Origin of the sequence: Microcoleus sp. S13_B4, assembly GCF_036700885.1 — a bacterium.
In the GTDB taxonomy this organism is placed as follows: domain Bacteria; phylum Cyanobacteriota; class Cyanobacteriia; order Cyanobacteriales; family Microcoleaceae; genus Microcoleus.
The window spans coordinates 73,773-99,229 of the sequence record NZ_JAUBPU010000010.1 but is presented as its reverse complement, the minus strand read 5'-3'; the positions used below and the strand labels follow the sequence as shown (position 1 = coordinate 99,229).

Below are 25,457 nucleotides of genomic sequence, written 5' to 3'. Positions count from 1 at the left end.
TAGGGCTGGAAATGACACCATGTTAGATTGGGGATTGCGGATGACTTATTAGTATCATGGTGTGGATTTCCGACAGTTGCATTCTTTTTTTAAACTGGCAGAACTTTGAAGTTAAAAAGTTTCAAATTCCTAAATCAACAATCGTGAACGGTCATCTGACTTCATACTTCAGCATCCAGATTACCGTTCACTTTTCCATTGAAGCCGTAGACTTCACGACTACCTACAAAAGGTACTAATTGCACCTCCCTTTCATCTCCTGGTTCAAATCTAACTGCTGTACCTGCGGGGATATCCAACCGCATTCCTTTTGCTTGTTCTCGATTAAATTCTAAGGCTTCGTTTGCCTCATAAAAGTGATAGTGTGAACCAATCTGAATGGGTCGATCGCCTTTATTTCCTACCAGCAAACGCACGGTTGGGCGATCGGCATTTAATTCTATTTCGCCTGCTGAAACAATCATTTCTCCTGGAATCATCTTTTCCTCCTATGAGTCTTTGTGGTTGATTTTTTAACGGATCGGATCGTGTACTGTTACCAACTTAGTTCCGTCGGGGAAAGTCGCCTCAACCTGGACTTCATGCACCATTTCGGGTATCCCTTCCATCACATCTTCCCGCGTCAGTAGAGTTGTTCCATAACTCATTAAATCGGCGACGGTGAGGCCGTCTCTGGCTCCTTCTAAAATCGCGGCGGAAATATAGGCTAGTGCTTCTGGATAGTTTAATTTTAAACCTCTTTGTTTCCGGCGCTCTGCTACGAGGGCGGCGGTGAAAATCAGCAGTTTGTCTTTTTCTTGGGGGGTGAGTTGCATTTTTATGGTTGTAAGTGCGATCGCATTATTTGATTATGATATCGTTTACGGTTGTTTCTGAATAATTAAACCGCAAAGGGCGCAGAGGCAGAGAAGAGAGAGATGAATAATCTAGTTGAGAGGGCAACTCTACATTGAAACTCAAAGATCATCCTATTTTATCCAAACTCTGGGCAAACAGCAAGGGCGTTGTGAAAATGACAAGCGCAGCAACTGCCAAATGTTGACAAACCAGTCTCTAGCTGCGGTTGTGGATGTACCGCGATATCGGCACAGCAAACCGTTAGGAATACGAGTGACGCCTACGGTGGAATTACCAGGATAAATTGTTGCCTCAGATGGCAAATTTCGTACTTTTTCCACGAGTTCTGTGGTGACGGGTTCGCCTACCCAAGCGAGGGTGGCGACTACGGGTTTTCCTCCGAGGCCGTGAGGGCTTTCGAGCATTTTTTCTCCACCTTTGAGCAATTGTCTGTCAATCCATAAAGGGCTGTTTTGTTGCCAGACTTCGGTGTGCGAGATCCATTCTCCCGACAAGAACCTTTCGCCCCTAGCACTGCGTCCAAATCGGGTAATTTCCCACAGTAAAATCCTCGCTGTTGGTGCTAATTCTACCCGCAAATTTTGCCGATATATTGCGCCATCAAAAACTATTGTTTCCTGTGGCAGCCATTCTAAATTAGCACCGGCTTCTAGTTTGATGTCGATATTTTGTTGTGATTCTAGTCCGCTGCTGCGATAGATTTTACTAGCAGCGGCGCTGGTAATCAAGGCTTTGGCGTTGGGTTGGAGGTGAAAATGGCTGGAAAGTCGATCGCCCCCGACAACTCCCCCAGCCGTGTGCAAGATGACGCTGTGGCAAACCTCTTTCCCTTCAGGATAAAACGGGCGCTGCACCTTGAGGGGCGCTTGCATTTCATTGCGAATAATTTGAGTTGCACCGCTGCGGTTGGCGTAGGTTAAATTGAGGTATCCGTGCCATCCAGTTTGAATGTTATTTGTAGGTTTTTCAGTCGAGTTTTGAATCACAATTTTTTAGAATTCAATAATAGATATTATCAAAAATATCAATCGCTCCCCGTAGGGACACGGCAATGCCTCCCCGTAGGGACACGCTGTAACAATAATACAAGATAGCAGATTATACTAATTAATATGCGTTTTAAATTATTCTCCCATGCCAGCCACCCCTGAAAGCCTCCAGAAATTCGTTACCTACTGCCAACAACACATTACAGGCGATGAAAAAGGACAAGCACAGGTATTTTTAGACCGCTTCTTTCAAGCTTTCGGCCACGATGGGGCATTAGAAGCAGGCGCAACCTATGAGGAACGCATAGAAAAAAGCAGCAAAAAAGGTCAAATGGGATTTGCTGATTTGGTGTGGAAAAAGCACGTTTTGATTGAAATGAAAAAGCGCGGTGAAGATTTGACTAAAAGAGAACACCGCACCCAAACAGAACGCTATTATATTCGCCTCCAAAAAGACGATCGCCCGCGCTACGTGATGATGTGCAATTTTGACGAGTTTCACATTTACGATTTCGACCTTCAGCCGGATCAGCCTGTAGACATTATATCCCTAAAGCAATTGCCCGCGCGATCGCCCGCTTTTGCCTTCATGGAATCTACCAGCCGCCGCCCCATATTCAAAAACAACCAAGTCGAGATTACCGAAAAAGCTGCTAGCAGAATGGGGATGCTGCTGGAAATGTTAATCGATCGCGGTCAAGAGCGCAAATTTGCTAAATTTAATCAGTTTCAAGCCCAGCGATTTGTGTTGCAGTGCGTCTTAGCAATGTTTGCCGAAGATAGGGGACTTTTGCCGCCTGCACTCTTTACTCGCTGCGTCAAAGATTGTCTGGAAGGAGCAAGTTCTTATGATGTCTTGGGTGGCTTATTTCAAGCAATGAATCAGCAGGGAGTCACGCCCGCAGGACGTTATGAAGGAGTCGAGTATTTCAACGGAGGATTATTTTCGGAAATACACCCCATTGAACTGCAACAGGGAGAGTTGAAAATATTAGAAGTTTGTGCCGAACAAAATTGGAGTCAGGTACGCCCTTCTATTTTTGGCAATATCTTTGAATCTGCTTTGAAAACCGATAAAAAACAGCGCCGCGCCTACGGGATTCACTTTACTACAGAGGGAGACATTCGCCGCATTGTTTTGCCCACAATTAGCTATTACTGGGAAGAGCGAATTAACGCTGCAAATACGGTAGCAAAACTGCAAAATCTGCACCAAGAATTAGGTCGCTATCGCGTCCTAGACCCGGCTTGCGGTTCTGGTAATTTTCTGTATGTAGCTTATCAGGAACTCAAGCAAGTTGAAAAGTTACTTTTAGATAAGCTAAACGAGTGCGACGGGACAAGAGGTTATATGAATTTAGTCACGCCGCAGCAATTTTACGGCATGGATATTAACTCGTTTGCGGTGGAGTTGGCGCGGGTGACGTTGATGATTGGCCGCAAGGTGGCGATCGATAATTTGGGATTGAAAGAACCTTCTCTGCCTTTAGATACTTTGGATAAAAATATTGTCTGTGCTGATGCTTTATTTACTGATTGGGTGAAGGCTGACGCGATTATCGGCAATCCTCCGTTTTTAGGCGGAAAGCACATGAGGATTGCCCTGGGAGATGAATATATTGACCGCGTGTTTAAACGCTTCCCCGAGGTGAAAGATTCGGTTGATTTTTGTGCTTATTGGTTTCGTATAGCTCACAATAATTTAGAACTCAATGGACGGGCTGGTTTAGTTGCTACTAATTCAATCAGTCAAGGAAAAAGTCGTGCTGCTGCTTTAGATTATGTCGCGCAAAATGGCGGTCACATTTATGCGGCAGTATCTACTCAGCCTTGGTCTGGGGAAGCTAAGGTTCATGTCAGCCTGATTAACTGGAGCAAGGAAAAGCCGAAAGTTTACTATTTGGATAATCTCGCGGTTTCTAGTATCAACTCTTCGCTGCAAGCTACGATTGATGTTTCTCAAGCTGCTAGGTTGTCAGCGAATTTAAATAAATGCTTTCAAGGTGTAATTCCAGTGGGGATGGGATTTATTATTACTCAACAGCAGGTTAATGATTGGATTAAAGAAGATACTAAAAATCAAGAGGTTCTTAAACTTTTTTCAATGGGTGCAAATCTAGCAAAGAATCCTAACGGTATGCCGGAACGCTGGATTATTGACTTCAATGATATGAGCATTGAAGAAGCGAGTGAATATGTGCTGCCTTTTGAGTATGTGAAAGCTCATGTCAAGCTTGAACGGGATAATAATCGAGATGCACGATCTCGAATTTATTGGTGGAAATTTTTGCGATCGCGTCCAGAAATGAGAAAGGCGATCGCCCTTTTATCTCACTACTTCACCGTACCGAGAGTCTCAAAGTGGGCTGTCTTCATTCCCGCTCCCGTTAGTTGGCTGCCGGGAGACAAATCAGTAGTGGTTGCCTCAGAAGATTTCTATATTCTTGGCATTCTCTCATCTAAAATTCACCGAATTTGGATGCACGCTCAAAAATCAACTCTCAAAGGAGATATCGCTTACACCCACAATACCTGCTTTGAAACTTTCCCCTTTCCCCAGACACCGACTGGTCAATCAGTAGAGCAAATTCGGGCAACGGCGGTCGAATTGCACCAATATCGCACTCAACAAATGTCAGCGAAACAATGGGGAATCACTCAACTTTACAATAAGTTTTTTGAAGAACCAACCAGTCAACTTTATAAACTCCACGCTAAGCTCGATCGCGAAGTAATGCAAGCTTACGGATTTACTGACAGCGACGATATTTTAGCAAAAATGCTGGAATTAAACTTAGAACTGGCACAAAAAGAAAAACGGGGAGAACCGGTAGTGGGGCCTTGTGTCCCAACTGACTAAAAATACTAATCGTTGTTACCATAAATTTTGTAAATTTGGGTATAATCACATAAATTGTTGATATAGATCACAAACACTATAGTCTAAAAACAGAGATACTAGGGGAAGCATTGAGTTGTGAGTTGTGAGTTAAAGATTCCACAATTCAAAATTAAACTCTCAAAACTGCTTTCTGCCTTCAGCATAAGTGCATTCTGCCTTTCTTAGCTCAATTACTCCTGATTGGTTTGGGAGGAACTTCCCATGTTATTATTTACCCACAGTCAGTCCAAAAATAGCAAACTAGAGCAAGATCACTCTGCTAAAAAACCTTTGTTACCGACTTCAAATATTAATTTGACAGGGCTAAAGGGAGGATGCAACCATTTGCGAATCAGCCAAAAAATTAGCTACGGTTATGCTTTAGCTATCGGCATAGCGATTGTGGGAACTGGTGCGGGAATGAGATTGGGAGATTACTTTCGCAAGCAAGCTTTAGTTCAGGTAAATGTTGCCCAACAACAGCAGCAACTGCTGCAAAATTTGCAAAATACCGTATTTGAATCCCGATCGCACGCGGCGAGATTGCCTGTCGTTTTGGGAAACACTGTGGCGTTGAAATACGAATACGATCGGTTTTTGGCGCAAATCCATCAGGCGAAAATCCTGATTGCAGAAATTGAATCTTTCGCACGAGAAAATCCCAAGAGACTAGCAACAGAAGAGGCAGCATTGCACGCTGTATTGAAGAAATCTGCCCTCGTCATTGATTACTACGCTCAGCTAATTAAATTGCAGTTAAAAGAAGCGGAAGTTTGGAATTTGCAGCCCAACAGCCTCGAATCCGCACAGCTACAAATGTTGAGGACTAGCAGCGGCCAAGAAGCGATCGTACTAGATAACCTGGCTCAAAGTTTAACTGACCTAATTTTTACAGTAGAAATTCACAAACAGCAAGGAACCCAAGCATTAGAAGAAGCGGGAAGTTTGCGAAACCGAATTATTCTCGGGAGTATGCTAATTTCAGCACTCATCGCCGCCACCCTAGCGGACAAAACCAGCCGCGCGATCGCCCAACCCCTCGAAACCGTTACTAATTGTGCTCAGCAAGTCACTCGCGAATCGAATTTTAACCTGCAAGTACCAATCACAACCGACGACGAAATCGGACTTTTAGCGGTCTCTTTCAATCAATTGATTCAGCGAGTTAGCGAATATACACAAGAACTCAAAGAAACTCAAGCCCAATTAATTCAGACCGAAAAAATGTCATCTCTCGGTCAAATGGTTGCAGGGATAGCCCACGAAATCAATAATCCCGTCAACTTCATCGGCGGCAACATTGACTATGCCAACCAATACATCGAAGATTTGGCAGGTTTGGTAACTCTCTATCAAGAATGCTATCCAAACCCACCAGATGCAATTCTAGAGCGCATCGAAGACATTGAACTCGAATTTCTCAGAGAAGATTTACCAAAAACCCTCTCTTCGATGAAAATGGGAGCCGATCGCATTCGCGAAATTGTCATATCCATGCGTAATTTTTCGCGATCGGACGACGCAAAAATGAAATCAGCCGACATTCACGAAGGAATAGATAGCACCCTCGTCATTCTCAATCACCGACTCAAACAAGGTATTGAAGTTATTAAACAATACGGCAAGTTGCCTGCGCTTGAGTGCTATCCCGCGCAACTGAATCAAGTATTTATGAATATTATTAGCAATGCAATAGATGCGTTAGAGGAAGTAAAAAAGGAAGATAAAGGCTATTCGCCAACGATTTGGGTTAGCACGGAAGTTACAGCCGACAATACTGTCACCGTCAAGATTCGGGATAACGGGCCGGGAATTGCCTCCGCAAGTGCCCAACAGATATTTGACCCATTTTTTACTACAAAGTCGATCGGCAAAGGCACTGGATTGGGATTGGCTATTTCCTATCAAATCCTTGCCAAGCATCACGGCAAAATTGAGGTAAATTCTCAAATAGGACAGGGTACGGAATTTGTGATTACTTTGCCACTTGCTGCGTAATATAGGACGGGCTAGAAGCCCATTCCACAAATTTGGGACGGGCTAGAAGCCCATCCCACAAATCCTGCAAGAATTACTATAAGCTGGCGCGCATCTAATTTGAAGAATCCTCTTTCTGAAAACTCTTGTGGGGTGGGCTTTGAACATCGCCCGAAAAAAATAAAGTTAAATGCCGCAACAGCTTATTAACTCACAAAGGATAGAATTTCATGGGGGCGGAGGGACTTGAACCCACACGACCGTTTCGGGTCAACGGATTTTAAGTCCGTAGCGTCTACCATTCCGCCACGCCCCCCTTTGGTCAAGCTGCTGTGGTTTTGAGCCACTAAGAGCAACAGCCTTTTATTCTACAGCCAAAACCCCAATTTACGCAACCCCTAATCAAAAAATTCCCAAAAGTCGCGCTGGATCTCCCCAAGCGGTACAATAGTTAACCAGCTAACGGAGCGTGTCAACGGACTTACCCGTGTTATTATTCCCCTAAAGCAAATCTATGTATATTACCTTACTGCTTTACGCCGTCTTGGCAGGAGCCTACCTCCTGGTAGTACCCGCAGCCACCTACGCTTACCTGAACAGCCGCTGGTACATCGCTACCTCTTTTGAGCGCGGCTTCATGTACTTCTTGATGTTCTTCTTCTTCCCCGGTATGTTCCTCCTAGCTCCGTTTTTGAATTTTCGGCCCAAACGGCGGCAGATAGAAGCCTAAATGCGACGTATTGACGTAATTGGAATCAGTATCGGCTTTTTTGTAGCAGGTGGGTTTGTCTACTTGCTGCTGCAATTCGCCGGACTCGACAGCATGAATGCAGGGATTTGGAGTCAGTTGTTTTTGGTCGCCGGCTTGATTGGCTGGCTGGTGACTTATTTATTTCGAGCACTGACTCAAAATATGACCTACAGTCAGCAATTGCAAGACTACAAAGAAGCTGTCTTGCAGAAGCAACTCGATGAACTCACTCCTGAAGAATTAGCCAAACTTCAAGCGGAAATTGAGCAGGAAAAAGATAATTAGTCAATAGTCCTTAGCCCTCAGTCCTTAGTTATTAGTGAGTTATTAGTGATTAGTCATTAGCAATAAACTCTGAACTAATGACTGGGGAATAACAATTCATCAATAGTAATATTAACGGCTAACTAATGACTGATGACTGATATCACGTTCCCTAAAATAAGCGCGATAGGTTTGTAGTGAGGACTTCAGTCCGAGGGAGTTTTATGAGGAAGGCATCCCTCACTACAAACAAATTGGATTGCGATAGATCGAGGGGAAATCCTATGTATGATGACTGATAACCAATGACTGATGACTAATAACTAATGACTATTTCTAAGTGTTTTGAAACGTTGCGAAAAAGCAACCAATGTGCATTGATTCCTTTTATTACTGCTGGCGACCCCGACTTGGAGACAACGGCTAAAGCACTGCAAATTTTGGATGATAACGGTGCAGACGCGATCGAGCTTGGGGTTCCCTATTCTGACCCGCTAGCTGACGGGCCGGTGATTCAAGCCGCTGCTACAAGGGCCCTGCAGCGGGGGACGCGGTTAGATTCGGTGCTGGAAATGGTAGCGAAAGTTAGTCCGAATTTGCGATCGCCCATCATTCTCTTCACATACTACAACCCGATTTTGTACCGAGGTATAGAAACCTTTTTGCAGCAAATCAAAAGTGCCGGAGTTCAGGGATTGGTTGTCCCAGACTTGCCCTTAGAAGAAGCGGACAGTCTCATCCAACCTGCCAAGAAATTAGGGATTGAACTAACATTATTAGTTGCTCCGACAAGTCCCAAAAGTCGTATAGAAGCGATCGCTCGTCAGTCTCAAGGATTTATTTACTTAGTCAGTGTGACGGGGGTTACGGGAGTACGCGAAGGCTTAGAAACGAGAGCAAAAGAGTTGCTGCAAGAACTCCGCACCGTCACCGACAAACCCATCGGCGTCGGGTTTGGTATATCGAAACCCGAACACGCTCGCCAAGTGAAAGAATGGGGTGCAGATGCTGCGATTGTTGGCAGTGCTTTTGTCAAACGCTTGGCCGAAGGAACTCCAGAACAGGGTTTAGAGGCGATCGGCGAATTCTGCAAGAGTCTAAAAACAGCGATTCAAAATGATTAGCCACTGTGCAGATACTTTCAGCCATTAGACAGATGTTTGCGATCGGGATGTGCCACCACAATTGCGATTAAAGACCTTGTTGTACTTGAGATAATACCACCTTCCTTCTAGTTCCTGACTAGAAGGTTTTTTTTGAGCCGAACACGCACAACATTTCAACATAGTCCGCGCATGGATAACCAAACAGCTATTTAGGGAAACGGCTTTGCCTTGTCCGGCGCAGGGTGTGCCGACTTTGAATAATTTCTAGAATATCGAAGATTGTCCATTCTGTCTTCCGTCTTCCGTCTTCCTTCTTCCGTCTTCCTTCTTTCTTCTTGCTTCTTCCTTCTGCTATAACTTAAGGAATGTAACTTGGGATAGATGAAAAGCTACGGTTTATATTCTTATACTTAAAAAGTGTTTAAGTGCCTAATTTGGTAAGGCTAGACATCTACAAAGCCACAAGGCATTTGAGCATCTCACAATAGAAAGGAGCATTTTTATGAACAGACTAACTGCATTTGTGAAAAAAATTCGAGCTGTACAAATTTTAACAGTGTTTCTGGCTGGCATTTTAGTATTAGTGAGTACGGCCTGCAGCCGCCCTGATATTATGGCAGGAAAACCTGATGTGATGGCAGGAAAAGCTGATGTGAAGATAGGAAAAACATCCGACAAAATTAGAGAAGAAGTACCTTCAGGGGCTGTAACGTCCGAATTCAAAGGCGGCATGAACGACTATTCCGATGTCGATCCCAGAAACAAAAAGATGACAACAACAGAAGCAAAAGCTGAGCTTCTCAAAGAGCAAGCGCAGCACCGCATTGACACGAAATCTAGCAACAATGTAGGCGAAAATGTACGGCGGGTAGCTGATGACGCGCCTGAGAAACTAGGCCAAATTGGGGAAAAGGCGAAGGATGATGCTCGCACCGCCCAGCGCAAAGCTGATAACTTTGGCGACAAAACCAAACAAGGCTTTGCTAATCTTAAAGAAAACACTCGCGAAGGCTTGAAGGGAGCAAAAGATATTGTTAAAGAAGCTACCCAGGGAGCCAAAGAAAGAGCAGCAGAGGGTACGGAGTCTCTGAGATATGGTACCAGCGGCGGCCAAGAAAATATCAATGATGCAGCGCGAGATGCAAGATAGAACGAACGCTGAAGATACTTCGGAAAAGGTTCGCTAGAAGTGTATCGAGATATTGACATAACTCAACGAGTGGCAGAAACAGCGGCAGACGCGATCGACTAATCTCAAATAACGCTGTTTCCTTCTCGGGAAGCTAGATTCCGACACGGGTTTTAACCCCTGTCGGAATCTAGGTAAAGTCAATCGATTTTAGATTTTAGATTTTAGATTAAAGAATTGAAGCATTACCCCACGGATAAATTCGGGGGGCAAGTTTCATCGGATACAGGTTTTTTATTTCTGGACGGATGAGTCCGGGGGATTGTATCCTGGATGCTTTCGGTCATGTGAAGACTACTGCTTATTACTATTTGATTTGGTTTTAACCCTGGGAGGGCTATTAGGTCGGAAGTAGAGTGGAGGGGGAGTTTCACCACAATGCAACGGCCCTGTCCTTTTCTAGGGGGGACTGGAATGCCACTGCTTTCACAACGGGGATTCTTTATAATTTCTATAGATCATATTAGGACTTTTTAAGGTACTAACTTTTTGGCCGGCTTCGCGGAAATTTGGGCGATCGAGCTATATTAAATTTAATTAATTAGCGATTGTATTTTTCAAGACAGGAAATTGCGGTGTTTATACGGTATTTCGCGTTCATTGAATCGCATTTGAGATTAATAGCAGAAACTTATACGTAAGTAAAAAGCTTTAATCGCGATCGCCCAAGTATAAAATGTTGTTCATTAACAGATAATTGGAGTTTTCGATCTGGCGATCAAAATTTATGCGGTTTATGCCCTAAGATAGATACAATAAGTTTTGTCAAGCTAATGTCGGAGTTGAGGTCAGCCGATATGGACGCAACAGTAGATGTAGTAGATTTGACTGCGGTAATGCCGGGATATCGCCCGATCGCTCAATCGTACACTGATTCTCGATCGGCTATCGATCGGTTCATGCGCGACAAAGACCGACAACCTGCCGCCAAAATTCTCCAACCTACGCCATTGTGGCGGAGGATTTGCGGAAGGCGGTGCGGCCACAATCCCAAAAAGTTGCATTAGCGAGCGTTAATTGCATCCGTAGAAATAGTCCTCAATCGAACAGACATTCTCTACCAACTCGAACCCCGACCGATTATTTACAAATACATTAAACTTTCCAATCTTTCAATTTATCTTACCTGTTACCTGCTAGATGGATGTATATAAATTTTAGCAAAAAGAGGCCACGGATTCGGGATATATTCGATCCGTAATCCGCAGCCAATCGACAGGCGAAATGGAGGCAAACCTTATCTTGGGAATTGTGTTTTGATGCTAGTAACGATGATGCACGACTTTTATGATGCACTGGCACATTTGGCAATCTATGCAGATGCCGCACCGGCGGAGCGCCAACAAATCCTGAATCGCGTTGGGGCTAGTCAGAAAAAACTCAAAGAATTCGCGCACCATACGCCGATCAATTACCAACACAAGTTCGATCTGGTTGAGGCAGAATTGCTGGGCGTTTTGGGACAGACAGCAGAAGCAATGGAACTTTATGATCGAGCTATTACCGGAGCTCAAGCTAACGAATATGTCAATGAAGAAGCTCTTGCCTGCGAACTCGCTGCTAAGTTCTACCTGTCATTGGGAAGAGAAAAAATTGCCCGACTCTACATGATAGATGCCTATGATTGCTATGTCCGCTGGGGAGATAGAGCCAAAATTGATGACTTAGAAAAACGTTATCCTCAATTATTAAAACCGATTTTAGAACCCGCAAAACTCCCTGAAAATCCATTAGCAACTTTTCCAACACCTGCTGGCCCAAATCAATCGCTTCATCCATCCATTCATCCATCCATTCATCCGTCTGTTTCGGCGAGCGTCTCAGATTTCGGGAATTTTTCAACACTGCTCAAAGCTTGTCAAGCGCTCTCTAGTGAAAGAGAACTCGATCGACTGATTGCCAAACTGATGCAACTGGCGATGAAAAATACAGGAGCTAACAAAGGAGCGCTGATTTTGCCAAACGGCAATCAATGGGAAATCGTGGCTACCAGCGCGCTCGACAATTCGGGAGTCGAGTGGGCGATCGACTTATCATCGGCAACACTCGATGAAAACAGCGATATCTTGCCCCTCAAAATTGTTGACTGCGTTAAAAATTTATTGAAACCTGTGATTGTTCGGGAGCTCGCTCAACAACGTGATTGGGATTCCGACTCCTACATCCTCAAATACCAACCGCAGAGCCTTTTGTGTTGGCCGATTCTCGATCGAGGCAACTTAGTGGGCATTTTGTATCTGGAAAATCGCTTAACCGCAAAAGTTTTTACCCGCGATCGGCTGCAACTTCTCAATCTCCTGTGTTCCCAGGCAGCCATCTGTTTGCAAAATGCTCTGCTATATAAAAAATATCAGGATTACAACCAACAATTAGAGCGATCGCTAGTAAAAATTAGCCGAACCGAAGCTCAGCTTGCCGATCAGAAAAAAATGCTCCAAGCGATTCTTGATGTCGCTCCGATTTGGATTTGGATGGTTAATCCCAGTGGTAAAGTACAGTTTTTGAACAAAACCTTTTCTCAAAATGTGGGCGTGCCTGTGAGCGCTTTCCTAGCTGTCGATCATTACAAAGATATACTGGGAGAGGATGCAGCGGGGTGTCTGCTTTCAGATGCCGCCTGCCTTGCCCAAGATTTGCCGCATTACTCCAGCGAAACTCTCAGATTTGTTGACGGTAAACTACACTATTTAGAAGTCACGAAAGTGCAGCTAAAAAATTGCCAGGGTGAGACGCTCGGGATTATTGGTTTGGGTGTTGATGCCACCGATCGCAAGCGAGCAGGGGAACTTTTGCAAGAGCAAAACCAACAGCTAGAAAAAACTTTAAAAGATTTACAGCAAGCGCAACTGCAACTCGTGCAAAACGAAAAAATGTCGGCATTGGGTAATTTAGTCGCCGGAGTCGCCCACGAAATTAACAATCCGATTGGGTTTATTTCTGGCAATTTAAGCGAAGGTAAAAGAAGTTTGGAAGATGTTATCGAACACTTAGAATTGTATCGCTCCGGTGCATCGCAATCGGAAATAGCCGACCACGCCGAAGAGATAGACCTCGACTATCTTTTGGAAGATTTACCGAAAATGATTGATTCAATGCAACTTGGGTGCGAGCGCATTTGCAGCATCAGCAACAGTTTGCGTACCTTCTCCCGAGGCGACAAAGACTACAAAGTTCCTTTTAATATTCACGAAGGCATTGATAGCGCTATTTTAATTTTGAAACACCGTCTCAAAGCAAACGAACACCGGCCGCAGATAGAAGTGATAACTAAATACGGCAATCTCCCTAAAATTGAATGTTTTCCCGGTCAATTAAATCAAGTTTTTATGAACCTGCTTGCCAATGCGATCGATGCCTTAGAAGAGTCAAATGTAGGACAAAGTTTTAGTGAAATTGTTGCAAATCCCAACCGCATCACGATTTGCACTGATGTACTGGGCGAAGGGCACATTAAAATTAAAATTGCTGATAACGGCATCGGGATGAAAGAGGAAGTAAAACAGCAGATATTCGACCATTTGTTCACGACGAAAGGTGTCGGCAAAGGAACTGGATTGGGGTTGGCAATTGTCCACCAGATTGCGGTAGAAAAACATGGCGGAAGCATCGAGGTGGATGCGGAGTCTGGAGTTGGAACTGAGTTTGCGATCGTTTTGCCTGTGAAGGGATAAATTTGAATTAAAATTCAATGTTTTTTGGGCGATCGGGTTCACAGTTATCGGAGCAATCAGCTTAAAAAAAGTAGTAGGATTAATGACACTTGCAGGGGTCGATGGATGGTAAGGCTTTTGCACTTTTCATTGCACACTTTTTAGTGCCAAATTTATGGAAAGGTGCAGTCGTTGTTATGGATAATCTCCCGATCCACAAGCTGGCGGCGATTGAACTTTTGATTCAATCGGCTGGCTAAGTGTCTCCTCAATTTATCACCCTATTCTCCAGACTTTAATCCGATAGAATTATGGTGGTCACAACTGAAAGCTTTTTTACGTCAGTTCTCTCCAACCACTACCACTCCAGCTTGATGTTTTACTTGCTACTGGACGCTTATTTACTCAATACTAAAGAATTCACAAACGGGTTTACACGCTGTTGCTACTGTACTTAATGAACCTGGAATCTGCGGTATTTTAGACCTCCTATAAGTGAGTGCGTAACCCATTTTTATTTGGGAGATGTCTATTATACAAAAAAAATTAATCACCAAGGCTTCCCCCTACAAAAAATTATCTTAAATTTAACCAATCTTGAATTTCTTGCGCTAACCAAGCCGCCTCCACCTCTTTCAACTCTGTTGCTAAAACATAAAAGTAAGTTCCCCCATCGTTACCTGAACGAATCCTGATTTGATTTCCATCAGTCATGGTATATATAAAAGTACCCAAAATTTCCGAAATTTTCCCAGTTTGTTGTGAAGAAGTCCAACCAAATATCTGATGTTCCAGTTTAAAGTAGTTCCGGTTAAATGTAATTTTATTACCCTGACCCACAATTTTAAGTAAGATACTTGCTATAATCGTAAACAATCCTAATCCCATAGCTACTATAATCGTAAACAATCCTAATCCCATAGCTAAATTTACTTGTATAAAAGATAATAAAGGTATTGGCCCCAGTAGCAGTAAAAAAAATATTCCTCTAACAGAAACTGAAAAAGGCTTTCTGACTAAACTAGACGGAATTTTAATGTTTAACTCCGTCGCTGATTTGCTAACTTGAATGCGACTGTGACGCGGTTTGGCAATTTTCCTCACAGTCTCAATTTGAAGATTAGCCCCTTGTATGTTTCCCGATTTCAAAGCTGCTAAAGCCTCTCTAGCCTCGCTGAAACGCTTTTCTAAGGCGATTTCCGTCATCTTCTCAATCCAGCTTACCAAACTAGGATTCACACTCACACGATCGCTAAACTGAATCCGAGAATCTTTCTGTGGCAAATCCGCAGGAGTCATCCCCGTTAACAAATGAATTAAAGTAGCTCCCAAAGCATACAAATCCGAAGCCACCACCGCCCGCCCCCAAAACTGTTCTAAGGGTGCATAGCCACTCGTTCCTACCACTGTAAACGTTACACCTGTCACCGCCGCTTGAGCTTGTACCGCACCAAAATCTACTAGATAAACGTGCTGATCTTCCCCCCAAATTAAATTACTCGGCTTAATATCTCGGTGCAAAACTGGGGGGCTTAATTCATGCAAATAAATTAAAATTTCCAGCACTTCATTTGCAATTTTTCGTACTTGTTTTTCTGAAAACTTTTTGCCTTTTTCTAACAATTCCTGAAGTGAAAATCCCGGAATATAATCTTGCACTAAGCCAAACCAAGGCAATCCTGCTCCGGCTTCCCGCTCCAGGGAAAAATAATCTCGATAGCAAGGAATGCGGGGATGATTTAGCGCCTGCAAAACTTGTGCTTCTCTTTCAAAAAGCTTGAGTTCTTCCCACTGCATTTCCGGGCTAAAAGCTAACATTTTCAGTGTCACCTGTTCTTGAGACTCTAAATCTACTGCTAGCCAAGTTTGATGACCGGCCGCTGTCCGTCCTAAACGCTGTTGCAATTGATAACGGTCTTGTAAAATTTTTCCTGAATCTAACACAGCATTCCCCTCTTTTTTTTATTGTACGAAATTTCCTTAACTATTAAATTAACTATTTGGCCGAGAGCGTTAAATTGCTACTAGAAGTAATTACCCGTGCATTTCTCCATTCGGCATAATTGTACCGCGCAATTGAGCACCTGATAAATTAGCAGTGCTCAAATCTGCCCTAATCAAAGTTGTGCGGTGCAGAATTGCCTCCCGCAAATCTGTTCTAGCCAGGTAAGCATCAGTCATATCAGCTTCACTCAAATTTGCCTGATTAAAATTAGCTCGACTCAAATCAGCCCGCACCAAATTAGCTCGACTCAAGTCAGCCATAATTAAATTAGCATTGCTCAACTTAACATCAGTCATAAATGCACCGCGCAAATTAGCGCCCGCCAATTCAGCATCAAGTAACACAGCTCTTTCTAACTTAGCATTCACCATTACAGCCCAGGAAAAATTTGTTTCTACCAAAGTTGCTTCCGTCAAAAATACGCCATCTAAAATAGCTTCGCTCAAATTCGCCTGAGTCAGATTTGCTTCTCCCAGAAATGCTTCAGTCAAATTAGCGTGACTGAGATTAGCTTTAGTTAAATCTGCACCTTGCAAATTGACGCCCCGCAAATCTGCACCTTGCAAATTTGCACCCCGCAAATTTGCACCCTCAAAAAGCCGCAGCTCCTTCCGCAAATTTGCACCCCGCAAGCACGCACCGCGCAAATCTGCACCTTGCAAATTCACACCTCGCATATCTGCATCGCTCAAGTTTGCATCGATAAAAACTGCCAAAGAGATATTGGCTCTGCGAAAGTCTGCACCTTGCAAAGTCGCTCCGTGGAAGTCTGCATCGGACAAATTTGCTCCGCTCAAGTTGGCCTGATTTAAGTTAGCACCGCACAACTTTGTATTAGTTAAATTTGCACGCTGAAGGTTAATTCTGCTCAGATATGACATCGCTAAGTTGGCACCCCCGAGGTCAGCACTGCTTAAATTGACGCCAATTAAATCAGCACCGCTCAGGTATACGCCTCTGAGATTCATACCTTGAAAATCTAGTTCTCCTGATGTATATCTCCTTAAAATTTCGCTGGCATTCATATTTTTTTTGTGGTGAATTAGGTACAATCTGCTATTTCTAGACTGCTTAAATTTTTGTTCGCGCAGGCGGACTTAGTTTTTGTAGCGCTAGACTTGAGTCTGAGAAATTTGATGAAATTTCTTGAATTTCAGTTGACGCAGGTCGAGTTAGTTTGTGTAGCCTCAGACTTGACTTGGGGCATTTAATGAGTTTGATTGACAAATTCTTGAGTCCAAAAAACTGTTTTGCTGCCTAACTGTCGCCCGTGAATTTTCACATGAGTAAGATATTGTGATTTTAAAGTACACAGTTTTTTGTGAATGTATGTAGCTGTCGCCTGTTGGTTGGGTACTTCAGCCGACTCCAGAATTACATGGAGCCAACCATCTTTAAAGCCCGCTGTAGCAGCAATTCCTTTAGGCTGTAGCAATTGATTAATCAATTGGGCGATAGCCTTTGGTTTGCCTTGCTTTGCCATTTCCAGAAGCTGATACTGATTTGCTTTATGGCTAGAGTTTTCCTGCGCTATGTCTGAAATATTGTCGATCAGGTTTTCGGTGATTTGAGAAGGAGGTTTACCGCTTTCTTTTGACTCCAATTCGCTCAAAATTTCCAGCAATTTATCGGTAAACTTCTGAACTTTTCCTACATACTTTCTGAGATTTTTATATTTCCAGTACAAACGCTCCTCTACACTTACCGTAGAAAATTTGCCGTTCAAAGCAGCTTCTAACTTAGTGAATAGATTTTCTATTTGCGCCGTTGCGGAGTTAGCACTTTGACTGACTAATTCTGTCATTTCTTCTTCCAATTCCAACTTGCGTTTGATGGAATCGCTAATATTTATAACAGGAGCGATCGGTTCTAAAATGTCGATAATAGTCGGCATTTCTGCCACGGGGAATGTTTCTACCATTTCCTGTCTGAAATCAGTCGCAGAATTATTGCTGCTTTGGGGCTCTTTAAACTGCACATTTTCGGCCGTGTCCGCCACTAAGTAACTCTTCTGGGGGTCATAATGATAGTGAGCTGGAGCAGCTTGAATGATGTGAGTAATATCTCCTGGCTCAAAATAATCGCTGCGCCTGTCCACCAGCTCGCTCTCTTCATAAACAGTGTTGTTTAAATGTGTCTGATCGTAATCTTCGCTAGCGGAATCTTCGGCTCCATCGCGTTCTTCCTGTTGCATTTTTGCGTAACAAGGATTCATCGCTTTGATGATTACGCTTGCAGCTTGGTCGTTTTCATCTCTGTTGTCGAGATTGCTAGCAGTTGTGTACAATCGAGATTCGAGTTCGGCTAGGCTGCCACAGACATTAAAGAGTTGTCGCAGTAGATTGTCAAGTTCTTGAGTTTTCAGCAGGAGCCAATCGCGATCGCTAAAAGTAAACTGGTGATAAAGAGTAGAAAAAATTAGGATTTTTGCCCTCAGCGGATTTGTTTGCTGCAAAACTTTTTGTCTGACATCAAATAATTTGCCGGGGTTTCTTGCCCTTTCTTCGCTGCTGGGTACTTCCGAACTAAAGTGCTCTTCAAATGCGGGAGCTTCCTGACCGCCAAAACTAGATATGTTTATTTCTAATTTGGTGAAATCTTCAAATTCATACAGCCTGCTAAGTTGACAGACTATGAGGTCTGTTACTAAAGCATACTCGGTTTTTTTATTAACCTTAGAGACTATACTATTTAAAACTGCTTCAATATCTTCTAACCTGCTGTATTTGGCGCACAGTTCTTCAATTAAAATCCTTACATCTGCGCTGGCGAGTTTGGTCGGGTCGTTTTCCCAGAACTCTTTACAAGCAAAAAATATTATTTTTTTAATGCGCGAAAGATTCACGTCTTGTTCTAATTCGCGAACAACTTCATCTAAAATAGATAAAGCTTTCATAGTTTTCCTCCCATAAAAATACCCTGTCAACACTCAGCAAGAAATAATACAATTATACCACATTTGATAAATGCAAGACTTTGATGCGATCGTAATTGGCAGCGGTATTGGGGGCTTAGTCGCCGGCTCGATGCTAGCTCGCTACGGCAAGCGGGTGCTCGTCTGCGAGAGCCACATCATAGCGGGCGGGGCAGCTCACAGCTTTTCGCGCCGAGGATTTCACTTTGATTCGGGGCCTTCTTTTTATTGCGGTTTGACTGACCCCCGGTCGTTCAATCCTTTGCGACAAGTTTTTGATGTTTTGGAGGAATCGATCGCAGCAATTTCCTACGATCCGCTGGGACATTACCATTTTCCAGAGGGAAGTTTGCCGATTTATGCTGATGCGAGAAGTTACTTAGATGCTGTATCTAAGTTTGCACCGCAAGGTGCTGTAGAATTACAGCAATTTCAAAAAAATTTATTAGTTTTGTATGAAGCTTTGCGTGGAATTCCGGCTTTAGCGCTGAGATCCGACTGGCAGTTGATACCTGTTTTGCTGTCTCGGTACTCGCCTGCGTTGCTGAAGCTGTTACCGTTGGTAGGTGCGATCGCGGGTTCAGCAGGTTCCTTGATGGATCGGGACGTGCGTGACCCTTGGGTGCGGCGTTTGATAGATTTGGAGTGCTTTTTGCTGTCGGGTTTGAAAGCGCACGGAACTGTCGCGCCGGAAATAGCTTTTATGATTGGCGAACGATCGCGCTGTGCGATCGAATATCCTGTAGGTGGCAGCGGTGCGATCGTGGATGCTTTAGTGAGAGGTTTGCAGCGCTGGGGAGGAAAATTGCGCCTGGGATCTCCCGTCGAGCAAATATTAGTTGAAGCGGGCAAAACCACTGGCGTTCGTTTGAAAAATGGCGAAGTTATCGGCGCCCCAATTGTCATTTCAAATGCCACAATCTGGGATACTTATACAAAGTTACTGCGACCCGAAGATTTGCCGGAAAGCTATCGAAAAAACGCTTTGTCGATGCCAGCAGTAGACAGTTTCATGCACCTGCATTTAGGAATTAAAGCCGAAGGACTCGAAGGTTTGACCGGCCACCACGTCGTCGTTCACGACAGCAAGATTGACATTACAGTACCCGGAAATACTTGCATGATTTCGATTCCTACAGTCTGGGATGCAACTCTCGCGCCGCCCGGACATCACACCGTTCACGCTTATACATTGGAACCTTACGAAGGTTGGAAATATGGCGAATTGTATCAGCAGAAAAAGCAAGAGCGATCGCAATCTCTGTTTCAAGCTTTAGAAAGAATTATACCGGATTTGCGATCGCGGATAGTCTTAGAGTCGATCGGCACACCGCTAACCCACGCCCGATTTTTACGCCGATATCAAGGAACTTACGGGCCTGCAATCGCCGCCGGAAAAGGCACCTGGCCCGGGCCACAAACACCCGTCAAAGGCTTGTATCGCGTGGGAGACAGCACAATGCCGGGAATTGGCGTGCCCGCCGTCGCAGCATCGGGTATTTTGTGCGCGAATACTTTGGTAAATTCGGATGTGACAGCACAATTTTTGTAAATTGGTAGAGAAAGCGGGCGGGTTTTGCCAAAGATATTGTCGGCAACTCAAAAAATAGATCAACCCGCCCTTGCCGAACCAGTAAACTGCTTGCTGGAGTGCTGATGAGTGCTAAAGACTGATTATCCACCAGCGGCAAAAGCGCCCAGAATTGCGATCGACAAAGCCAAACCTGGCAACAGCAGCAATCCTAACATCAAAGCATCGTGTCCGCTCATCACTTTCTCCTGATATTAACCTTAAACATTATACTCTATAAACCGTCATCTTGCCTCGACATTAAGAATTAAAACCGACATATAGATTCAGGATTGACAGGACAACTTTTATTAACAATGGGATTCCCGCGCAAGTCCAAGCTAGTTAACTTTTGCAAAGATTGCAGGTAACTGATATCAGAGATTTGATTATTGTACAAGTCTAGCAAAAATAAATTATTTAAAGCTTGTAGCGCGCTGCTATCCGAAATCTGATTGTTGAACAGATAAAGTTCAGTCAAATTAGTTAACGATTTCAGCGGACTGATGTCGGATATTTGATTGTTACCGAGGTTAAGTTCAATTAAATTAGTGAGCGATGTCAAAGGACTAATATCGGAAATGTGATTTTGGAATAAAACCAATTTATTTAAGTTAGTTAGAGCTTTCAACGGTGTAATGTCAGATATTTCATTTCCGAACAGAAACAGCGTAGTCAGATTTTTTAAGGAAGCCAGCGGGGTGAGATCTGATATTTCATTATTGTAAAGGTAGAGTGTCTGGAGTTCAGTTAAATTTGCCAGAGGAGCTATATCTGAAATTTGATTTTTGTAGAGAATCAGCGCATTTAAGTTAGTTAAATTTTTCACCGGAGTGATGTCGGAAATTTTGTTATCAAACAAGACAAGCGCGGTAAGATTAGTTAGACCTGCTAGGGGACTGATGTCTGAGATTTGATTGGTATCGAAAACGAGTATAGTCAGATTTATTAGAGATGAAAGTGGACTGATATCTGATATTTGATTGACATCTATAACCAGACTTTTCAGGTTAGTTAAAGCTTGCAGGGGAGCGATGTCAGATATTTGATTACTGCCGAGGATGAGATTAGTAAGTTGAGTGAAAGATGAGAGGGGGCTGATATCGGTAATTTGAAGATTTTTTAGGTTGAGTTCTGTTGTATTAGAAAGCAGTTCATTGGCTCGATCGCAATCTGAAGTATCTGATATTTGCAACAGTATTTCTACCGTATGTTTGGCGCCGAGAGAGATATTTTCTTTGTGCTTGCACCACTCGGGAAAGTTATTATAAGTTGTCATGGGCTGTGCTGCCTTAATCGATTTTAGATGGGAGATTTTAAATTTTAGATAAGTATAGCAATTCTATTTCATTTGTGAATGAGATTTTTTTCTGGTTTTGAGAAATTTCCGCAAAAATTGTGTAAAGTAATCTTAACATCCTTAATTTAATTGCATTCGCAGGAGCCAAGAGCCAACTATGACCCCAGAACTAATTTTTAATGTCGGTAATCTGTTCGTTGTGCCTTTCTGGGCAATTATGATTTTATTACCAAACTGGGGAATTACCCGAAAAGTGATGAATTCCTTTATTCCGTTTGCGATGCTCGCCGTTTTGTACATATATTTGTTTGGTAGCAGTCTAACTGCGGAAAATGCGGCAGCTTTGTCCAATCCCAAGCTAGCAGATATTGCTAAGTTTCTGGGGGAGGAAACGGCGGCGGCTACGGGATGGATACATTTTTTAGTGATGGACTTGTTTGTCGGGCGCTGGATTTATTGGGAAGGACAGCGGACAGGAGTTTGGACGGTTCATTCTTTGGCTTTGTGTTTTTTTGCTGGGCCGATGGGATTGCTTTCTCATATTGTAACTGCTTGGATTACTCAAAGGTTTTTCGCCAGTTCTGAGGCGGAGGAAACTGTTACTTCATCGGTTTAGGCAGAGGGTTTTTAATACCTTGGATGTTATACAGCATCCGGTTACATCGGAATGATAAAACCGCGAAGGCGCAAAGGACACGAAGGAAGAGAAAGAAGAAAATGCAGTTCTTCCTTCGCGCTCTTTGCGTCTTCGCGGTTCATTTAATCTTACGACCTAACAGAACTCGATCTAATACAAGTCCGAATCAAACGGAGTTGATATCAATCATCCACTGTTGGACGCAGAACCTAATTATGTAGGGTGCACCTGAAGCACTTGACCGCTAAAAGTTGGGTAGGGGTTGGTTTATAACTACGGAGTATGTGAATTGCAGATAGGGGTGAACTCGCGGGTACAGAATTTTAAGAATGGGCTAGGGGGATCACTAAACGAGCGACAATTAAATTGTTTTCTAACATTTCTAAATAAAAGTTCCCCCCCATTAAGCGTACTGCTCGCTGACAAATTAAGAGATTTTGCACGATCGACCTATTTGCAGAAACCGCTAATATATCGGGTTCGGAATCCCCGTTGAAAGCAGCAATTAACTGTCGATCGCACGCGCCGCTATCGAGCACAGACAATTCTAACAAATCTTCCCCCAACAACTGAGAGCGAATCTCAATCTTGGCGCCAACTGCCGAGCGCCTGCAAGCCGTCGCCAGCAATTCGCACAGGATCAAATCCAGCTTGATACTGTCCCCGCGAACACTCAAAGTCTGACCCGCAGGCATCGACACAGCACTTTCTCTGTGTACTTCCAGCAAGACTTGCGACTGTTTGACCAGGGGGGCCGTTCGATCGAGCGATCGCCTTAGCCAAGCGCTCACAGGCACCGCATCTTGTGCAAATTGCAGCCGCCACTGTTCCTGTTTCAGCAGCAAATGAGTTGAGCCCACAGCATTGCCAATGTGCCGCAAAACCTGCTGGTAGCGCAAAATTTTCAGAGCATCCTTTTGCTCCTTCGCCGACTGCAAAATCGACTGACTCAACTCCCCCAACTCCTTCACCCCCGCTCCCACAGTGCGGTAAAAGTCCTCAAAACGGCGCTGTTTGTACCAGTTGAGCAGCTCCAGATCCAATCGCTGCGACTCGGCGGCCGATTGCACCGCCAAATACCTGCGCCACCAAGCCAACTGAGACGCCATTGAGCTGAGTAAACTCACCGACAACTCCGACCACTGGCGGCCCGGAGCGTCCGCAGCCACCACAATGCCCGCCGGAGCGTGTTCTGGGGCAGTCCGCAGCGCCACCGTCAGAATCTCGCCAATTCCCGGACTGCGGAGCCACCGCTTCGTCGCCAGTTGCAGTTGGCTTGTGCTCTGTTGCAGCACGCAGTTAGCAGCCAGGGTTTGTTGGATCAAAGCATCTGTTTGGACAGGAATCACCGCCTCGGGATTGAGGGCAAATACGGGATTGGCAGCTAGCGCCGTCGCTATTGAACCTTCCTCCTGACCCGGATTCCAAGTAATTACGGCTACTAAAGGACAGGAAAGTGTTTGGGAAACATGTTGAGCAAAGTTACGATCGAGCTTTTGTAGCGGCAACTCTGGGAAAATCGTCGGTGAAGCAGCAGATATCGGTTGCTCAGATTGCTCCTCCTCAGAATGCTGCAAAACCGCCAAACCCGATTTGAGCGAGCGCTCAAATTGCTGATATTTTTCGATTTCCGCACTCTGCTGCCAGGAGTGCAGGATCAATCCTAGCTGTTGGCCCACTAGCCGAACTAATTCTTGCTCTGATCGCTTCCAAGTGCGAGTTGCATTGTGTCCGACAACCAGCAAACCCTCGATCGATTTTCGATTGGCGATTTTCGATTTGAGATTGGGGTTTTCTCCCTCTTCATTTTTCCTCCGAGTGGTCGATGCCAAAAGCGATCGCACCCCCGCCTCCCCCAACACTTCCCGCCAAGCGCTCAACCGCCGGTCTTCCTCCCAATTTTCAATAGCCACAGGTGTACTTTCTTGCAACAGCCCCACGTCAGCCACATCGAGGGCGTTGAGCGGCGACGGCACTGGCCTGCGGTTGCGGGGCAAATTTTGGCAGACAATCTCAAAGCGATTTTGTTCTTCGCCGTACAGCAGCAGCAAAAAGTATTCGCATTTGAGCCGCCCGCACAACTGCTCGGCGGTATTTTTCAAAGTCGCCTCCCAGTCAGCATCGCTATAGATGGCGCGAGCTATTCCGGCAGTTAAATCTCGATCGATCTCAGTTTGCTGAATCCTCTCCTCCATCTGGGACACAGGAGCCGTCAGAGCCACTAACTGCGCCACTCCCTGCAGGTAATGCTTTTCATTGTCTTGCCAAATCCGGGGTTCGCTGGCTTCTACTGCCAAAAATCCCAACAATTCCCCTTCCGAAACAATCGGCGCAGCCAACAGAGAGCGAGCGCGGATTTGCTGCATCAACCGCCCCGTCAGCTCAGTTTTCAGAGAACTTTGAGATTCACCGATCCAAACCATTTCTTCCCTGCCCAAAGCCTGATAAAATTCGCCCAAGTCTTGGACGGTGATGCCCGAAGCCGCTCGGCTCGGCCCGCCCAAACCCGGAGTAACTTCGCGGTTGCTGACTCGGCGCCAAAAATAGCGTCGCTCTCGCTCGAACCAATAAACATTGGTGCGCGTCGGCTCGATAAATTCATGAGTTTGTTCGACCACCGCTTGCAAGTATTGGTCGAGCGATCGCAATTCCCCCAACTGCGAAAGCAGCGCTAAAAGAGACTCGTCTGGGTGTTTAACTTGTTGTCGCTGCCAGTCTTTTTCTATTTGGTAAAGAGCAGTTGCCAGCGCTCCAAATACGATCGCCAACTGCGTTTTTTCCCCCGACTTGGGCGACGCTCCCCACACCTCAGTGCCGAGCAAAATCACGCCGTAGCAGCGGTCTTTGTAGCGCAGTGGAAACAGAGTCGTGCCTTGAATATTGAAAGTTTGAGCTGCTTTGCGCCATTCTCCGGCTCTACTTTCCGATCGCAAATCCGGGACTCCCACCGGCCGAAGCTGAATCACCACTTGTTCGAGCAAATCCCCCGGACTGAGAGCAAACCGCTGTTTGAGAAAAGACAGGTCGCCGTTAGGAGTTATGCCACCTTTGCCGAATAATCTGTGGGCCTGTCGATCGTACAACCCGATCCAAATCAACCCCCAGTCAAATTCCGTTTGCAAGTAACCGAGTGTGGTCGAAAGTAGCACTTCCACATTCTCCTCTTCTCGGAGAGTCTGGAGAACGCGCTCTAGGGTCGCGATTTGTTCGTCTAAATCCTTTGGTCTTTGCTGCTGCCCCATTTCCAAGCTTCCCCGCACCTTTGTCTAATTTAAAATTACTAACTTAAAAATTCCAAAAAATAAAATGCAAAAGAGTCAACTTATAATATAATCGTCTCACTTATCCCTCAATCTCAAACATTGG

The 25,457-nt window shown here is 44.5% G+C and carries 19 protein-coding genes and 1 tRNA gene; 11 read left to right on the top strand and 9 right to left on the bottom strand.

What is annotated here, in order from left to right; all coding sequences use genetic code 11:
• Positions 1–161: 161 nt before the first annotated feature.
• From QT994_RS08685 to QT994_RS08675, 3 genes are all read right to left on the bottom strand, one after another.
• On the bottom strand, positions 162–479 hold the full coding sequence (locus QT994_RS08685; protein WP_333049834.1) for an urease subunit beta: 318 nt from the start codon (positions 477–479) through the stop codon (positions 162–164).
• A gap of 33 nt (positions 480–512) precedes the next feature.
• On the bottom strand, positions 513–815 hold the full coding sequence (gene ureA / locus QT994_RS08680; protein WP_015179363.1) for an urease subunit gamma: 303 nt from the start codon (positions 813–815) through the stop codon (positions 513–515).
• A gap of 153 nt (positions 816–968) precedes the next feature.
• The gene (locus tag QT994_RS08675; RefSeq protein WP_333173454.1) at positions 969–1,844 is read right to left on the bottom strand and encodes an urease accessory protein UreD; all 876 of its coding nucleotides are present in this window, start codon (positions 1,842–1,844) and stop codon (positions 969–971) included.
• A 148-nt stretch (positions 1,845–1,992) separates the two neighbouring features.
• Here QT994_RS08675 and QT994_RS08670 point away from each other — a divergent pair, with 148 nt between their 5' ends.
• Both QT994_RS08670 and QT994_RS08665 read left to right on the top strand, forming a co-directional pair.
• On the top strand, positions 1,993–4,707 hold the full coding sequence (locus tag QT994_RS08670; protein WP_333173451.1) for a DNA methyltransferase: 2,715 nt from the start codon (positions 1,993–1,995) through the stop codon (positions 4,705–4,707).
• Positions 4,708–4,950: 243 nt separating this feature from the next.
• Positions 4,951–6,726 (top strand): ATP-binding protein, encoded by a 1,776-nt coding sequence (locus tag QT994_RS08665; protein ID WP_333173448.1) that lies wholly within the window; start codon positions 4,951–4,953, stop codon positions 6,724–6,726.
• A 210-nt stretch (positions 6,727–6,936) separates the two neighbouring features.
• On the opposite strand, the gene QT994_RS08660 is transcribed toward QT994_RS08665, so the two are convergent.
• Positions 6,937–7,021: transfer RNA gene (locus QT994_RS08660), tRNA-Leu, on the bottom strand.
• A gap of 198 nt (positions 7,022–7,219) precedes the next feature.
• Between QT994_RS08660 and ndhL the strand changes: the two genes are divergently transcribed.
• The 7 genes from ndhL (at position 7,220) to QT994_RS27780 (ending at position 14,040) form a co-directional block, all read left to right on the top strand.
• Positions 7,220–7,435 carry an NAD(P)H-quinone oxidoreductase subunit L gene (gene ndhL, locus QT994_RS08655; RefSeq protein WP_006635828.1) on the top strand — a complete coding sequence of 72 codons (216 nt, stop codon included), beginning with the start codon at positions 7,220–7,222 and terminating at the stop codon, positions 7,433–7,435.
• Positions 7,436–7,741: a DUF3007 family protein gene (locus QT994_RS08650; RefSeq protein ID WP_333049826.1), complete on the top strand. Its 306-nt coding sequence runs from the start codon at positions 7,436–7,438 to the stop codon at positions 7,739–7,741. It begins immediately after the preceding gene.
• 305 nt (positions 7,742–8,046) lie between these two features.
• On the top strand, positions 8,047–8,844 hold the full coding sequence (gene trpA / locus QT994_RS08645) for a tryptophan synthase subunit alpha (protein WP_333049825.1): 798 nt from the start codon (positions 8,047–8,049) through the stop codon (positions 8,842–8,844).
• A gap of 484 nt (positions 8,845–9,328) precedes the next feature.
• Entirely contained in the window at positions 9,329–9,976 is a 648-nt protein-coding gene (locus QT994_RS08640) for a DUF6658 family protein (protein ID WP_333173446.1), read from the top strand.
• Between the two features lie 836 nt (positions 9,977–10,812).
• Positions 10,813–11,022 (top strand): hypothetical protein, encoded by a 210-nt coding sequence (locus QT994_RS08635; protein WP_333173443.1) that lies wholly within the window; start codon positions 10,813–10,815, stop codon positions 11,020–11,022.
• A gap of 252 nt (positions 11,023–11,274) precedes the next feature.
• Entirely contained in the window at positions 11,275–13,686 is a 2,412-nt protein-coding gene (locus tag QT994_RS08630) for an ATP-binding protein (protein ID WP_333173520.1), read from the top strand.
• 231 nt (positions 13,687–13,917) lie between these two features.
• On the top strand, positions 13,918–14,040 hold the full coding sequence (locus tag QT994_RS27780) for a transposase (protein WP_445243886.1): 123 nt from the start codon (positions 13,918–13,920) through the stop codon (positions 14,038–14,040).
• A 201-nt stretch (positions 14,041–14,241) separates the two neighbouring features.
• On the opposite strand, the gene QT994_RS08625 is transcribed toward QT994_RS27780, so the two are convergent.
• The 3 genes from QT994_RS08625 to QT994_RS08615 all read right to left on the bottom strand — a co-directional run bounded on the left by QT994_RS08625 (position 14,242) and on the right by QT994_RS08615 (position 18,566).
• Positions 14,242–15,609: a serine/threonine-protein kinase gene (locus QT994_RS08625; RefSeq protein WP_333173440.1), complete on the bottom strand. Its 1,368-nt coding sequence runs from the start codon at positions 15,607–15,609 to the stop codon at positions 14,242–14,244.
• A gap of 90 nt (positions 15,610–15,699) precedes the next feature.
• Positions 15,700–16,695 carry a pentapeptide repeat-containing protein gene (locus QT994_RS08620; RefSeq protein WP_333173438.1) on the bottom strand — a complete coding sequence of 332 codons (996 nt, stop codon included), beginning with the start codon at positions 16,693–16,695 and terminating at the stop codon, positions 15,700–15,702.
• Positions 16,696–16,877: 182 nt separating this feature from the next.
• Complete coding sequence (locus tag QT994_RS08615; protein WP_333173435.1) at positions 16,878–18,566, bottom strand: hypothetical protein; 1,689 nt, start codon at positions 18,564–18,566, stop codon at positions 16,878–16,880.
• A 70-nt stretch (positions 18,567–18,636) separates the two neighbouring features.
• Here QT994_RS08615 and QT994_RS08610 point away from each other — a divergent pair, with 70 nt between their 5' ends.
• Positions 18,637–20,136 (top strand): NAD(P)/FAD-dependent oxidoreductase, encoded by a 1,500-nt coding sequence (locus QT994_RS08610; RefSeq protein ID WP_333173433.1) that lies wholly within the window; start codon positions 18,637–18,639, stop codon positions 20,134–20,136.
• Between the two features lie 286 nt (positions 20,137–20,422).
• Here QT994_RS08610 and QT994_RS08605 read toward each other — a convergent pair whose 3' ends face one another.
• On the bottom strand, positions 20,423–21,433 hold the full coding sequence (locus tag QT994_RS08605) for a leucine-rich repeat domain-containing protein (protein WP_333173431.1): 1,011 nt from the start codon (positions 21,431–21,433) through the stop codon (positions 20,423–20,425).
• Positions 21,434–21,611: 178 nt separating this feature from the next.
• On the opposite strand from QT994_RS08605, the gene QT994_RS08600 reads away from it, so the two are divergent.
• Positions 21,612–22,070 (top strand): ABA4-like family protein, encoded by a 459-nt coding sequence (locus tag QT994_RS08600; RefSeq protein WP_333173429.1) that lies wholly within the window; start codon positions 21,612–21,614, stop codon positions 22,068–22,070.
• Between the two features lie 344 nt (positions 22,071–22,414).
• Here the strand turns inward: QT994_RS08600 and QT994_RS08595 are convergent, their stop codons facing one another.
• Positions 22,415–25,333: a GAF domain-containing protein gene (locus QT994_RS08595; protein WP_333173426.1), complete on the bottom strand. Its 2,919-nt coding sequence runs from the start codon at positions 25,331–25,333 to the stop codon at positions 22,415–22,417.
• Positions 25,334–25,457: the final 124 nt, after the last annotated feature.

What these genes read in the sequence shown, in the direction of transcription:
- QT994_RS08685 (WP_333049834.1), bottom strand. Translation starts at nt 479, where the DNA reads ATGATTCCAGGAGAAATGATTGTTTCAGCAGGCGAAATAGAATTAAAT.
- ureA (WP_015179363.1), bottom strand. Translation starts at nt 815, where the DNA reads ATGCAACTCACCCCCCAAGAAAAAGACAAACTGCTGATTTTCACCGCC.
- QT994_RS08670 (WP_333173451.1), top strand. Translation starts at nt 1,993, where the DNA reads ATGCCAGCCACCCCTGAAAGCCTCCAGAAATTCGTTACCTACTGCCAA.
- QT994_RS08665 (WP_333173448.1), top strand. Translation starts at nt 4,951, where the DNA reads ATGTTATTATTTACCCACAGTCAGTCCAAAAATAGCAAACTAGAGCAA.
- ndhL (WP_006635828.1), top strand. Translation starts at nt 7,220, where the DNA reads ATGTATATTACCTTACTGCTTTACGCCGTCTTGGCAGGAGCCTACCTC.
- QT994_RS08650 (WP_333049826.1), top strand. Translation starts at nt 7,436, where the DNA reads ATGCGACGTATTGACGTAATTGGAATCAGTATCGGCTTTTTTGTAGCA.
- trpA (WP_333049825.1), top strand. Translation starts at nt 8,047, where the DNA reads ATGACTATTTCTAAGTGTTTTGAAACGTTGCGAAAAAGCAACCAATGT.
- QT994_RS08640 (WP_333173446.1), top strand. Translation starts at nt 9,329, where the DNA reads ATGAACAGACTAACTGCATTTGTGAAAAAAATTCGAGCTGTACAAATT.
- QT994_RS08635 (WP_333173443.1), top strand. Translation starts at nt 10,813, where the DNA reads ATGGACGCAACAGTAGATGTAGTAGATTTGACTGCGGTAATGCCGGGA.
- QT994_RS08630 (WP_333173520.1), top strand. Translation starts at nt 11,275, where the DNA reads ATGCTAGTAACGATGATGCACGACTTTTATGATGCACTGGCACATTTG.
- QT994_RS08620 (WP_333173438.1), bottom strand. Translation starts at nt 16,695, where the DNA reads ATGAATGCCAGCGAAATTTTAAGGAGATATACATCAGGAGAACTAGAT.
- QT994_RS08615 (WP_333173435.1), bottom strand. Translation starts at nt 18,566, where the DNA reads ATGAAAGCTTTATCTATTTTAGATGAAGTTGTTCGCGAATTAGAACAA.
- QT994_RS08610 (WP_333173433.1), top strand. Translation starts at nt 18,637, where the DNA reads ATGCAAGACTTTGATGCGATCGTAATTGGCAGCGGTATTGGGGGCTTA.
- QT994_RS08605 (WP_333173431.1), bottom strand. Translation starts at nt 21,433, where the DNA reads ATGACAACTTATAATAACTTTCCCGAGTGGTGCAAGCACAAAGAAAAT.
- QT994_RS08600 (WP_333173429.1), top strand. Translation starts at nt 21,612, where the DNA reads ATGACCCCAGAACTAATTTTTAATGTCGGTAATCTGTTCGTTGTGCCT.
- QT994_RS08595 (WP_333173426.1), bottom strand. Translation starts at nt 25,333, where the DNA reads ATGGGGCAGCAGCAAAGACCAAAGGATTTAGACGAACAAATCGCGACC.